This window comes from Pseudomonas sp. Pmew2 (assembly GCF_058129885.1).
This window is the reverse complement of the sequence record NZ_CM176702.1, coordinates 5102158-5115694: the sequence shown is the minus strand read 5'-3', so window position 1 is coordinate 5115694 and position 13537 is coordinate 5102158. Positions and strand designations below refer to the sequence as shown.

Below are 13537 nucleotides of genomic sequence, written 5' to 3'. Positions count from 1 at the left end.
TCGACACGGCTATGACACGTACGACCTCCCCGCCCCGGGTAAGGTGTTCGTGTCATAGGTCTTGTCAAACCACCGATCCGTCTGAGCGGATTCCGGGTCGCACGTACCATGGTCTGAGGACCAAGTATGTTGATACGTGCCGGACGAGCATGGCGCTCGTGGGAGACTACTCCCCTAGGACGGAGCGGATTTTGCCTCCGCAAAAACGTTTCGGCAAGTGCTTATTTCAGGAGCGTTTGGCGCTGTAGATTTTAAAACCGCTGCCCTGAGCCCTGACTTCACATTGCCCGACGTGCTCTTCGATCAGTGGCTGATAACGCAGAAAGTTATTCGCGACAAGGCGTAGTTCACCGCCTGATTTAAGATGTTGGCGTGCTTTTCTCAGCAGGTTTTCCGTTGCCATGTAGTCGGTATGAACCCCCACATGGAACGGCGGGTTGCTGAGAATCGTGTTCAAACCCATTGGCGCTGCGTCGATTCCGTCACCGGTCAGCACCTGGGCTTGCAGGCCATTGGCGGCGAGGGTCAGGCGCGAACTTGCGGTTGCGAACGCATCCACGTCCAGCATGATGACGTCGTTGTGCGGGTAGCGACGCTTGACCGCTGCACCGAGTACGCCGGCACCACAGCCGAAGTCGAGCAGGTTGCCGCTCGGCAGCTTGTCGATGTTTTCCAGCAAAAGCGCCGAACCACGATCAAGTCGGCCATGGCTGAAAACGCCGGGCAGGCTGACGACTGTGAGCGGGCCGTCCTGCAGGTCGATCTGGTAGGGCCTGGCGAGGCTTTCCAGCGTAACGGCTTGTGGTGCGTTCTCGACAGTGACCTGCCAGAGCTGGCAGTGGCGGGCACTGTCGAGCTTGCGCGCGCGGCCGAAGGGGCTCAGTTGCTTTGCAGCCGCTTCGATACCGCCACGTTTCTCGCCGACCAGAAACAACTCGCGCCCGGCCAGGCGTGAGGCCAAGGCGTTGAGCAGGTAGTCTGTCAGATCGCGGGCTTTGGGCAGGAACAGCACGGCGGCTTCGAAGGCGGCCTCTGGCGCTTCAACGCCGAAATCCACACGGCCCTCGAACCGCGCGTCCAGCGCGGCCTGATCACCGGCATGCCAGCACCATCCACGCGCGTCCGGCAGTTTTCCGAGCAGGTCATCGGCGGGCAGCCCGACCAGCAACAGCGAGCCCTGAAACAGCTCGGCCTGACGGAGTAACACTTCACTGCGCGGGTCCATGGAATGGCTCCTGAAAAAGCGCGCAGTCTAACAGGATATGGGGCAGGAGGACGCGGAGCGTCCGGAGCGGCATGCGACGCGGAGCGTCGCACGATATTCGAGATGATCGTACGATAGTTGAGATGATCGTTCCGCACGCTCCAGCGTGGGAATGCAGGTCTCGACGCTCTGCGTCGTCAAGAGGACGCAGAGCGTCCAGAAAGGCATGCGACGCGGAGCGCCGCACGATAGTTGAGATTATCGTTCCGCACGCTCCAGCGTGGGAATGTAGTTCACGACGCTCTGCGTCGTCAAGAGGACGCGGAGCGTCCGGAACGGCATGCGACGCGGAGCGCCGCACGATAGTTGAGGTGATCGTTGCCAGTAACTGTTGCGCAGACATCAGACAGCGTAATCTGCCGGGTCTGACGTCAATCCTCCAGGAGGTCCCACATGTATTGGGCAGAATTTCTTACCGTTGCGCTGATCCACCTGCTGGCCGTCGCCAGCCCCGGTCCGGACTTCGCGGTGGTGGTGCGCGAAAGCGTCACGCATGGGCGCAAGGCCGGTACCTGGTCAGCGCTTGGTGTCGGCTCGGCTATTTTTCTCCATGTGGGCTATTCACTGCTGGGTATCGGGATTATCGTTTCCCAGTCCATCGTGCTGTTCAACGCGCTGAAATGGGCGGCAGCCGCGTACCTGCTGTACATCGGTATCAAGGCCCTGCGTGCCAGACCGGCTGCGGCGACGGGCGATGCCGCCATCAAGGCGATCCCGGGCGAGCGCACAGCAAAGAGTGCCTACATCAGCGGCTTCGTCACCAACGGCCTTAACCCCAAGGCCACGCTGTTTTTCCTCTCGCTGTTCACCGTAGTGATCAATCCGCACACGCCGCTGCTGGTGCAGGGCGGTTATGGGGTCTACCTCGCAGTGGCGACGGCCGCGTGGTTCTGCCTGGTGGCGCGGCTGTTCAGCCAGGCGCGGGTACGCGCGGGTTTTGCGCGCATGGGCCACTGGTTCGATCGGGCCATGGGCGGAGTGCTGGTCGCGCTGGGTATCAAACTGGCGTTCACTGAAGTGCACTGAAGCCTGCATTCAACAACGCTTTTGCCGAGCGTATACCGAGTATGAGTGCCTCTTTCAGGCAGCGAGAGGCGCTTCGAAAAAACATCCCTTTTACTGATTTCACTGGCAGGCGAGGGCTCTAGAGTCCATATTTCCAGCTCCGCCTGTGGACTTTGAAAAGGGACTCATATGTTACAGACTCGCGTTCTTGCGCCCGCCGATGGCGCTTACCAGTACCCTCTGTTGATCAAGCGCCTGCTGTCGTCCGGCAGTCGTTATGAAAAGACGCGTGAAATTATTTACCGCGACTCCGTTCGCTACACCTACCCGACCCTCAGCGAGCGCATCTGCCGCCTGGCTAACGTACTGACGGCGGCAGGCGTGAAAGCTGGCGACACCGTGGCGGTCATGGACTGGGACAGCCATCGCTATCTGGAATGCATGTTCGCCATCCCGATGATTGGCGCAGTGATCCACACCGTCAATGTGCGGCTATCGCCCGAGCAGATCGCCTACACCATCAATCATGCCGATGACCGGCTGGTGCTGATCAACAGCGAATTCACGGGCCTGTATCAGGCGATGTCCGGACATTTGACTACCGTTGAAAAGACCCTGTTGCTGACGGACCTGCCCGACAAGACCGCCGACCTGCCAAACCTCGTCGGCGAGTACGAGACCCTGCTGGCGGCAGCCAGCCCCGAGTACGCTTTCGAGGATTTCGACGAGAACTCGGTCGCGACCACGTTTTACACCACAGGCACCACGGGCAACCCCAAAGGCGTCTATTTCACCCATCGCCAGTTGGTGCTGCACACCATGGGCGTGGCGGCCATCCTGGGATGCGTCGAAAGTCCGCGGCAGTTGGGCAACGATGACGTCTATATGCCAATCACTCCGATGTTCCATGTGCATGCCTGGGGCATTCCCTATGTAGCGACCATGCTGGGCCTGAAACAGGTGTACCCCGGCCGCTACGAGCCCGAGTTGCTGGTAGAGCTTTGGCGCAAGGAGAAAGTGACCTTCTCGCATTGCGTGCCGACCATCCTGCAAATGCTGCTCAACGCCAAGTCTGCTCAGGATGCGGACTTTGGCGGCTGGAAAATCATCATTGGCGGCAGCTCGCTGAACCGCAGCCTGTATCAGGCAGCCAAGGCCAGAGGCATCCAGCTCAGCGCCGCGTATGGCATGTCTGAAACCGGGCCACTGATTTCTGTCGCGCACATCAACGACGAACTGAAGGCCAGCAGCGAAGACGAGCAGATTACCTACCGCATCAAGGCCGGTGTGCCTGGCATGCTGGTAGAAGCAGCCATCGTCGATCAGCAAGGCAACTTCCTTCCGGCCGATGGCGAAACCCAGGGTGAGCTGGTCCTGCGTGCGCCCTGGCTGACCGAAAGCTATTTCCGCGAGCCTGAGAAAGGTGCTGAGTTGTGGGCAGGCGGCTGGCTGCACACTGGCGATGTGGCAACGCTGGACGGTATGGGCTTCATCGATATTCGCGACCGTATCAAGGATGTGATCAAGACCGGCGGTGAATGGATTTCCTCGCTGGAGCTTGAAGACCTGTGCAGCCGGCATCCTGCTGTGCGCGAAGTAGCTGTGGTCGGTATCGCCGACCCGCAATGGGGTGAGCGGCCTTTTGCCTTGCTGGTGATTCGCGACGGCCATCAGCTTGATGCCAAGGGCTTGAAGGAGCATCTCAAACCGTTCGTCGAGCAAGGTCACATCAACAAGTGGGCAATTCCCAGCCAGATCGCGCTTGTTACTGAAATTCCCAAGACCAGCGTCGGCAAGCTCGACAAGAAGCGCATGCGTCTGGACATTGTGGAATGGCAGAACAGCAACAGCACATTCCTTTACACGCTGTGACACCTTCTTGTCTTGCCGCGCCCATCGGGCGCGGCAAGTGTCTGCGTCGCAGGTCCTGTTCTGCGACTTGCCAAATTTCCAATTTAATCCATCCTCCCCGCCACAGGTTTTTTAGCGGCCTTCCGGAAACGGGCGGGCCAGAGGCGTTGGTCCTGCAAATCACACTTTAGAGGGATCTAGCGTCAGGGCGTGCTGGATATAGTCAGCACAGGGAATGTGCAAGAGCGGAGCTGGCTGTGTGTAGTGATTCGAAGACAGAGTCGTTTTTGGATTTCCCCACTGCCATAACAATAAAACACAAGGAGTAGCGTCGATGACAAGCATACCCCCATTCTGGCGTCGGGCCAGGTTGCCTCTGGCCGTCAGCCTTGCTTCCTCGCTCGCCGGCCCGGCCTTTGGCGTGACCTTCAACGTCGGTGAGATCGAAGGCAGTTTCGACTCATCGCTGTCGGTAGGTGCCAGTTGGTCGACTGCAAACCCCAATAAAAACCTGATCGGTGCCAACAATGGCGGGCGTGGTCTGTCGCAGACCTCCGATGACGGCCATTTGAACTTCAAGCGTGGGGAAACGTTTTCGAAGATTTTCAAGGGCATCCATGACCTGGAACTCAAGTACGGCGATACCGGCGTGTTCCTGCGTGGCAAATACTGGTACGACTTTGAACTCAAGGATGAAAACCGCGAGTTCAAGGACATCAGCGACTCGGGCCGCAAAGAGGGCGCCAAGTCGTCCGGGTTCCAGTTGCTGGATGCGTTTGTGTACCACAACTATTCGATCGCTGATCAGCCAGGTGCCGTGCGCTTCGGCAAGCAGGTCATCAGTTGGGGTGAAAGTACCTTTATTCAGGGCGGCATCAACAGCGTCAACCCGGTCGATGTCTCGGCCTTTCGGCGTCCAGGCTCTGAAATCAAGGAAGGCCTGATTCCGGTCAACATGTTCTACCTGTCGCAAAGCCTGACCGACAACCTGTCTGCCGAGGGCTTCTACCAGCTGGAGTGGGACCAGACTGTCGTCGACAACTGCGGCACCTTCTTCTCGCAGCCGGACGTGATCGCCGATGGCTGCAACAACAACCTCGCGGTATTGCGCAGCCGCAGCGGCCTGAACAGTTCGCTGACGGCTGCCGGTTTGCCAGCAGGCGCACGCGGCGCGGTGTTCAACTCGTTGTCGCAGCAGGGCGTAGTGTTCGGTAACCCGGATGAGGGCGCTGTGGTGCGCCGTGGGCCTGACCGCGATGCGCGTGACAGTGGCCAGTTCGGCTTTGCCTTGCGTTACAACTTCGAGCCGCTGGATACCGAGTTCGGTGCCTATATGATGAATTACCACAGCCGGGCGCCGATCTTCAGCGGACGCGGCGGCTCGGCTGCTTCGTTCAGCCCTCAAGGCCTGGTGGGCTCGCTGGTCCGTAACGGTATACCGGCAGCAACGGCGACGCGACTCGCACCCACGCTACTGCCGGTTGTCGTGGCAGGCAACTCCAGTTACTACGTCGAATACCCGGAAGACATCCGTCTGTACGGTCTGAGCTTCTCGACCACCTTGCCTACCGGCACCGCGTGGAGCGGCGAGATCAGCTACCGCCCGAATGCACCGATTCAGGTCAACACCACCGACATCCTGTATTCGGGTATTTCGCCGCTCAACCCCAACGTTTCGCTGCTGAGCGGGCAGCCCAATACCGATCAGCCCGGTTATCGCCGCAAGGAAATCACTCAGTTGCAAACCACGTTCACCCAGTTCTTCGACCAGGTCATGGGCGCAGAGCGTCTGACGGTGGTCGGTGAAGTGGGCTGGACCCACGTGGGTGGCCTGGAAAGCACTTCCAAAATTCGCTACGGCCGTGACCCTGTGTACGGTCCTGGCCCGCTGCCTGGCGGCCAATGCGCGACGCTCAACGCAGGCACGCTGACCGGTGCCGAGCAGAACAACCTGACCCGTTATTGCGAAGACGACGGCTTTACCACGGCCAACTCCTGGGGCTACCGCGCCCGTGCCATCTGGGATTACAACAGTGTGTTTGCCGGGGTCAACCTCAAGCCGAGCGTGGCCTGGTCGCACGACCTCAAAGGCTATTCGCCGGGCCCTGGCGGCAACTTCGAAGAGGGACGCAAGGCCGTCAGCCTGGGGCTCGATGCCGAGTACCAGAACACCTACACCGCGAACCTTTCCTATACCAACTTCTTTGATGGCAAATACACCACGGTTGATGACCGGGATTTCGTGGCGCTCAGCTTTGGCATGAACTTCTAAGAGCATGGTTTTCAGGATGACGATGAATATGAAAATAACAAAAAGTCTGTTGCAAGCCGGGGTTCTGGGCATGTCGTTGCTGGCGACCAGCGTGATGGCGGCGGTCTCCGCCTCCGAAGCTGCAAAGCTGGGTACCTCGCTGACGCCGATGGGCGCTGAAAAGGCCGGCAATGCGGCCAACACCATCCCTGCCTGGAGCCCGCTGCCGAAAAATGCCGGAGCGGTGGACAGCAAAGGGTTCCTCGCCAACCCGTATGCCAGCGAAAAGCCGTTGTTTACCATCACCGCGGCCAATGTAGAGCAGTACAAGGACAAACTCGCACCGGGCCAGTACGCGATGTTCAAACGTTATCCGGACAGCTACCGGATTCCGGTCTACCCGACCCATCGCGGTGCCACCGTGCCGGATGAGGTGTTTGCCGCCATCAAAAAGAACGCGACGACCACCAAACTGGTCGGTGGCGGCAGCGGTCTGGAAAACTTCGATACGGCCATCCCGTTTCCGATCCCGGCCAGTGGCGTCGAGGTTATCTGGAACCACATCACCCGTTACCGGGGCGGCAGCGTCAAGCGTCTGGTTACCCAGGCCACGCCACAGCCCAATGGCTCGTACAGCCTGGTGTATTTCTCCGATCAATTCGTGTTTCGCGACAAGATGAGGGATTTCGATCCGAAAAACCCGGGCAACATCCTGTTCTACTTCAAACAGGAGGTGACCGCCCCAGCACGTCTGGCGGGCGGTGTGCTGCTGGTGCATGAAACCCTGGATCAGGTCGCCGAACCGCGCTCGGCATGGCTGTATAACGCCGGTCAGCGCCGTGTAAGGCGTGCGCCGCAGGTTTCGTATGACGGGCCGGGCACCGCGTCGGATGGTCTGCGTACTTCCGACAACCTGGACATGTACAACGGCGCGCCTGATCGCTATGACTGGAAACTGATCGGCAAGCAGGAAATGTACATCGCTTCCAACAGCCACAAGCTGGACGATCCGACGCTCAAGTACGCTGACATCATCAAGGCTGGCCATATCAACCAGGACTTGACCCGCTATGAGCTGCGTCGCGTCTGGCACGTGACCGCCACCCTCAAGGAAGGTCAGCGTCATATCTACGCCAAACGTGACTTCTTCATCGACGAAGACACCTGGCAGGCCGCCGTTATCGACCACTATGACGGCCGTGGCCAGCTGTGGCGCGTTGCCGAGGCACACTCGGAAAACTACTACGACAAACAAGTGCCTTGGTACGCGATTGAAACGCTGTACGACCTGCAATCCGGTCGCTACGTGGCACTGGGCATGAAAAACGAAGAGAAGAGGGCGTATGAGTTCGGCTTCACTGCCGGCACCAGCGACTTCACCCCCAACGCGCTGCGTCAGGAAGGGGTTCGTTGATACCTGACCGATACACGCTGTAAATCAATGTCATGGCCATGTGCTTGAAAAGCCCCTTTAATGGGGCTTTTTCACGTAGAGGACATGGTCTTATAAGCTGTAGGAATTTTGTTACAGTCTTTTCCGTGATGACCTTTCAAAAGAGGCGATTTACCCGCTAGTCTCCGAACACCGCTATGCCGCAACAACGATTTTCACACGAGCCGGCCATGACTGATCTGTCCCGAATGCAAGGGTTCGCAGACAGCGCGATTCCTGCGTTGGAGGGGCGATTTTTTCGCCCGCCACTCCCTGAGGGTTACGTCCCTCGTTCCCGCCTGTGCCAACGCCTCGAGGACGGGCTGAGCGGCAGGCTGCTGCTGGTATGCGCCCCGGCCGGGTTTGGCAAGAGTTCGCTGGCCGTCGAGTTCTGTCAGGGCTTGCCGGACAAATGGCAGAACGTATGGCTGGGGCTGAGCGCGCGGGACAGCGACTCGGGTCGTTTTCTGGAGCGTTTGCTGGGCAGCCTGCAGCAGTTTTTCCCGCAACTGGGCACGCAGGCAATGAGCCTGCTGAAAATGCGTCAGCGCCATCAGCCGTTCGCGTTCGAGGAATGGCTCGACGGTCTGCTCGACGAACTGGCCATGCACCTGATGCTGAGCAAACCGCTGCTGTTGGTGCTGGATGATTATCATCTGGCCCAAGGCCCGGTGCTTGACCGCTGCCTGCAGTTTTTTCTCAATCATTTGCCGGTTGGGCTGGTGGTCATGGTGACCAGCCGACAGCGCCCGGACTGGCACCTGGCACGCCTGCGTCTGACGCGCCAGTTGCTGGAAATCAACGAGCAGGATCTGCGCCTGACGCACGCGGAATCAATGGCAGTGCTGGACCGCCATAGCAGCTCGCTCGACAGTGAGGTGCTGCAAAACCTGATTCAGCGTAGCGAAGGCTGGGTGGCCGGGTTGCGATTCTGGTTGCTGGCAGCGTCTGAAGCGGGTGATGAAAGCGCCTTTTCGCAGGCGCTGCGCGGCAGTGAGGTGCTGATTCGCGAGTACCTGCTTGAAGAGGTGATCGACTGCCTGCCGACCGATGTTCAGGCGTTTCTTTATGACACTGCGTGTCTTGAGCGTTTTTGCGCCGGGCTGTGCGACGCCGCGCGGGACAGCCATGACAGCGTCGAGATGATCCGTTATCTACAGGCGCATCAGGTCTTTTTGGTGCCGCTGGACGAGCAGGGCCGCTGGTTTCGCTATCATCATCTGTTTTCCGAGCTGTTGCGCGCGCGTCAGGCTGGCGGCGCGCAACCGACCCGGCTGCACCTTAACGCCTGTCGCTGGTTCAGCACTCAGGGCCAGCTGGATGAAGCGGTGGAACAGGCATTGCGCGCCGGGCATCTGGATGTGGCCGCCAATCTGGTGCAGAGCCTCTCTGAAGAGCAATTGCTGGCCGAGCAGAATGTCGGCATGTTGCTGCGCTGGAAGATGGACTTGCCGGATGATCTGTTGACCAGCACGCCACGCTTGATTGTGCTCTACGCCTGGGCGCTGGGGCTGGCCTGCCAACTGGACGCCGCCGAGGAACTGGCCAATCAATTGAGCCGGTTCCTGCCAGCGCCCTCGGCGACTGCGCAAAAATCCATGCTCGCCCAGTGGCTGGCGCTCAGCGGCATCATCGCGCGTGGCCGTGGAGACAGTGAAAAGACCGAACGCTATTGCACTGAAGCCCTGCTGACCTTGCCGGAAAAACGCTATGGCCAACGGCTTGTCTGCCTGTCGACGCTGGCCAACCTTGCGGTTGCCAATGGTGATCTGTGGCGCGCCCGCGTGTTGAATCGTGATGCGCTGGAGCTGGCACAGCGGGTTGCCAATCCACTGTTCGAAGCGCTGGCGCATTACGATCGCGCCAGGGTCTTGCAGGCTCGAGGCGAAATTCTGCGTGCGCTTGACGAAGTACGCCGGGGGCAGCAGCGCCTCAAAGGGTTGTCCACCGTGCGCTTGTACGCAGTTCGCGCGCGCCTGACGCTGTATGAAGGCTATTTGCTGACCCTGCGCCTGCAAGTGGACCAAGGGCGGGTTTTATTGCTGGCCGGGCTGGCCGAAGCGCGCGCCTGTCGCGACATCAGTGTGCTGATCGGCCACTGCGTGATTGCCACCATGGAGGGCTGCGCCGGTCGGTTTGCCGAAGCTTTCGCCGAACTTGCCGAGGTCGAACGTTTGATGCACATCTGGGATGTGCCACCGATCTACTATCTGGCGATGGTGACTCTGGTGAAATGCGAATTGTGGCTGCTGCAAGGGCGCATGGACCTCGCCGAAGCCTGGTTGTTGCGCCTGACTCAGGCCTACAACGGCGAGCCGGGCGCTGCGGCCCCCGAGTGTCATCCGCAACTGCCACAACACATCGAATTGCAGCGTGCGGTGCTGGATCGACTGCAGGGTGATGATGTTGCCAGCGAGCAACGTTTGCAGGCGCTGGAGCGGCATGCCCGGGAGGTGGGCGCGCCACTGCTCGGGCTTATCGCGATGACTCAGCAGATAGGTCTGCTGCTGAGCCAGACGCGTCGCGACGAAGCGCGAGAGCTGCTGCTGCGCAGCCTGCAGTCAGCGGCCGGAGGGGCTCTGATCCCCTTCAAAACGCTACTGGGCGAGCACTCCCAGTGGCTGCATGAGCAACTGCTGCAACTGCCGTCCTGCAAGGTTCGCGAGGCCTTGCTGGAAGAGCTCCCGGCCTCCTGCACACCGACACCCGAGCCTGCGCATGACAGCGACTGCCTGAGTGTGCGTGAGCTGGGCGTACTGCATTTGATTGCACAGGGCTGTTCCAACCAGGAGATCAGCGAGCAACTGTTCATTTCCCTGCACACCGTCAAGACTCACGCCAGCCACATCAACAGCAAGCTAGGCGTCGAGCGGCGTACCCAGGCGGTGGCGAGGGCGAAGGCACTGGGCTTGCTGGGTTAGCCGGCAGGGCGACTCATCAACTGATCAGGCCGGGCTGCCCGCCCACAGCGTATCAACCTCTTCCATACCCCAGTCGGTCGGCGTTTCGATTTTGACGATCGCGTCCGGGTCGGCAAAACTGCCCAGATCGATGATCTGCGCGGCGAACGTCTTGCCGGTCCGCGCCGACATGAAGACCTTCACCCTCGGTTTCAGCAGCGACGCCTCACTTTGCTCGACCACAACGCCGAGACGCCCGCTTTCCAGACGCACCAGCGTACCGGTCGGGTATATGCCCACGGTCTTGACGAAGCTTTGAAACACCACATCATCAAAATGGCCTTTCCATGAAGCCATCTCGCGAATCGAATGGGCAACGCCCCAGCCCTTTTTGTAGGGGCGGTCGGAGGTAATGGCGTCATACACATCGCAGACTGCGGCCATGCGCGCAAAGATGCTGATCTGGTCGCCTTTCAGGCCGTGGGGATAGCCCGAGCCGTCGACCTTCTCATGGTGGTGCAAGCACACATCCATCACCGTCGCCGCCACGGGCTGATTTTCCTTGAGTATCTTCAGACCCAGTTCGGGGTGAGCCTTCATGATCTCGAATTCGTCATGGGTGAGGCGGCCCGGTTTATTGAGTACGTGCGGAGCAATCATCATTTTGCCGACATCGTGCATCAGCCCGGCCACACCCGCTTCGCGCACCTGATCATCAGGCAGGCCCATGCGTCTGGCGAGCGCGACCATCAACGCGCAGACCGCCACCGAATGCATGTAGGTGTACTCGTCGGACGTTTTCAAGCGTGACAGGCTGATCAGCGCATGCGGGTGGCGCAGGATCGAACTGGAGATTTCTTCCACCAGCAACTGCACGTTGTCGACATCCATCGCCTGGCCCATGCGGGCTTCGGTAAACATGGCCATGACGGCGTTTCTGGCTCTACCGCAAATGGCCCGGGCGCGCAGGACTTCCTTGTCCAGACTGGCTGGTGCGGTGTCATCTATGGAGGGTGCTGGTGCTGTTTGAGGTGCCTGTACACGGGTTTTTCCGGTTTCGATCCAGACTTCCCGGGTGCCCGATTGCTGGATGCGCTTGAGCACCTCGACGTCATCAAGCATGACTTCGACCAAGCCTATCCAGAATGGATCGTTGGTCCGGCGGCGACAGATTTTATGGATGTACATGCCAAGGGCAAGCTCAGCGACAGGGATTTTTTTCAGCATGCTTAGTCACCCGGGTGTGTTGGCACGGCAGGCAACGGGCAAGCGAAGAAAGCAGACGGCCAACTGCCAGATGAGGCCAGCAGAGTGCAGGGGCTACCGATCGACATGATTTCACCTCGTTGACTGCAAGGATCATCCTGATCTCAAGGTGCCAGTATAGGGCGCTGCCTGCGAAAAAATCTTGTCTATTTGTTGTGTCAGCAACCCGTCAGGCAGCCCGCAGTGCCCTGTGCAAAACAGGCGCAGTGTAGATTTCCTGACGCGTTCAAGTGCTGAAAAGCATCTTCAGGCAGCGGGTGCCGCACCTGGCAAGTGATGATACTGACGGGCAAAGTACACCAAGGCGTCTGACTCACCCTGATGCCTTGGCAAAAGAGAATGTCATGTGTGCCGACGCTGACGGATTGGGTCACCTTGCAGTCGAGGGCCAGTTTGGCGCTGTTCAGTATCGGCGCACCCGTCACTCCGCTTTCCCACTGGCCACCGTCAAAACGCTCCTGCTGTGAACGCTTGCCGCCGAACAGGTTGGAGAGGTCCTGCTGACCGTTGCCCAGTGTGTTGACGCACAACAGGCCGTTCTCGATGAAGGTTTCGTATACCGATGCGCTGCGATTGATACAAACCAGTAGCGTGGGAGGCTGGTCGGTCACGCTGCAAACCGCTGTCGCAGTAAAACCGGCGCGGCCGCCGGGGCCATCGGTGGTAATGACGTTGACGGCTGCAGCAAGGCTGGACATCGCATCGCGAAACGCCAGCTGGCTGACCGGGGCAGCAGGGAGGGTGGCAAGGGTTTCAGAGTCGGCATGCATGGTATGAGTCCTTTCGGGTCTGTGCGTTGAGAAAGTCGAGCAGGGTGCGTTGGAAGGGCAGTGGGTCGGTGATGTTCGAGGCGTGGCCGCCATATTCCAGCAACACCAGCCTGGCGTTGGGCAGTGCCTCGGCCAGATGTTGCGATTGTTGCCAGGGCACCAGCATGTCGTCGCGGTTGGCAATCAGCAGGGTCGGTGTCTGGATACGAGCCAGACTGGCCTCCACGTCGAAGGTTTGCAGTGCATGAATACGTCGCAGCAGGTTGTCGGTGTCGGGAAAATGCGCCAGCGCATGGGCCTCGTCATCGGCCAGCCGGGCACCGTTGGCGGCGATCCAGTCTGCCGGGTACAGAAACAGTGCCTGCGCTTGCACGTAGGCGTCCGGCCCGCTGTTCAACAACAGTTTTTTGCGCACTGAAAAGCAGCGCGCGCTGTGCGGGTTGGGGCTGCTCCACGCATTGATCAGCACCTGACTTTGCAACAATTCGGGGCGCAACAGCGCAATCTCCAGGCCCACCAGCCCGCCCAGCGCATGACCCATGAAATGGCAACGCTGGATATCGAGCGAGTCGAGCAGGGTCAGCAATTCCATGGCCATATGGCGGATCGAATAGTCTGCCGGCAAATCCGCAGGGCTGCGTCCAGTCCCGGCATGATCGTAGACCAGTACGTCATGGTCGCGGGTCAGCGCAGCCAGGTCATCCGCCCAGTAACGGCTGGATCCGCCCAACCCGGAACTGAGCACCAACAGGGGCGCATCGGCATGCTGACATCGATGAATTTCATGAAACATGCACG

The 13537-nt window shown here is 59.7% G+C and carries 8 protein-coding genes, 1 pseudogene and 1 riboswitch; of the genes and pseudogenes, 5 read left to right on the top strand and 4 right to left on the bottom strand.

The features are described 5' to 3' along the window. Window positions 1-49 precede the first annotated feature (49 nt). Window positions 50-188, bottom strand: a riboswitch (yybP-ykoY riboswitch). 38 nt (window positions 189-226) lie between these two features. Further along, window positions 227-1225: a methyltransferase gene (locus tag AC4ANK_RS23660; protein WP_002552185.1), complete on the bottom strand. Its 999-nt coding sequence runs from the start codon at window positions 1223-1225 to the stop codon at window positions 227-229. Between the two features lie 432 nt (window positions 1226-1657). Here AC4ANK_RS23660 and AC4ANK_RS23655 point away from each other — a divergent pair, with 432 nt between their 5' ends. The 5 genes from AC4ANK_RS23655 to AC4ANK_RS23635 all read left to right on the top strand — a co-directional run bounded on the left by AC4ANK_RS23655 (window position 1658) and on the right by AC4ANK_RS23635 (window position 10724). Beyond that, on the top strand, window positions 1658-2290 hold the full coding sequence (locus AC4ANK_RS23655; protein WP_002552186.1) for a LysE family translocator: 633 nt from the start codon (window positions 1658-1660) through the stop codon (window positions 2288-2290). 168 nt (window positions 2291-2458) lie between these two features. Further along, window positions 2459-4141: a fatty acid--CoA ligase gene (locus tag AC4ANK_RS23650; RefSeq protein WP_002552187.1), complete on the top strand. Its 1683-nt coding sequence runs from the start codon at window positions 2459-2461 to the stop codon at window positions 4139-4141. Window positions 4142-4454: 313 nt separating this feature from the next. Beyond that, window positions 4455-6392: a DUF1302 domain-containing protein gene (locus AC4ANK_RS23645; RefSeq protein ID WP_002552188.1), complete on the top strand. Its 1938-nt coding sequence runs from the start codon at window positions 4455-4457 to the stop codon at window positions 6390-6392. 28 nt (window positions 6393-6420) lie between these two features. Continuing rightward, window positions 6421-7785, top strand: coding sequence for a DUF1329 domain-containing protein (locus AC4ANK_RS23640; RefSeq protein WP_005746200.1), 1365 nt, complete (start codon window positions 6421-6423; stop codon window positions 7783-7785). Window positions 7786-7994: 209 nt separating this feature from the next. Continuing rightward, complete coding sequence (locus AC4ANK_RS23635) at window positions 7995-10724, top strand: winged helix-turn-helix domain-containing protein (RefSeq protein ID WP_002552190.1); 2730 nt, start codon at window positions 7995-7997, stop codon at window positions 10722-10724. Window positions 10725-10748: 24 nt separating this feature from the next. Here AC4ANK_RS23635 and AC4ANK_RS23630 read toward each other — a convergent pair whose 3' ends face one another. From AC4ANK_RS23630 to rutD, 3 genes and pseudogenes are all read right to left on the bottom strand, one after another. Beyond that, a complete protein-coding gene (locus AC4ANK_RS23630) occupies window positions 10749-11930 on the bottom strand; it encodes a cyclic di-GMP phosphodiesterase (RefSeq protein ID WP_460384348.1) in 1182 nt (393 codons plus the stop codon). Between the two features lie 285 nt (window positions 11931-12215). Beyond that, window positions 12216-12739, bottom strand: a pseudogene (locus AC4ANK_RS23625) (flavin reductase). Then, window positions 12723-13532: a pyrimidine utilization protein D gene (gene rutD / locus AC4ANK_RS23620; protein ID WP_460384350.1), complete on the bottom strand. Its 810-nt coding sequence runs from the start codon at window positions 13530-13532 to the stop codon at window positions 12723-12725. The pseudogene AC4ANK_RS23625 and the gene rutD overlap by 17 nt, the downstream one beginning before the upstream one ends. Window positions 13533-13537: the final 5 nt, after the last annotated feature.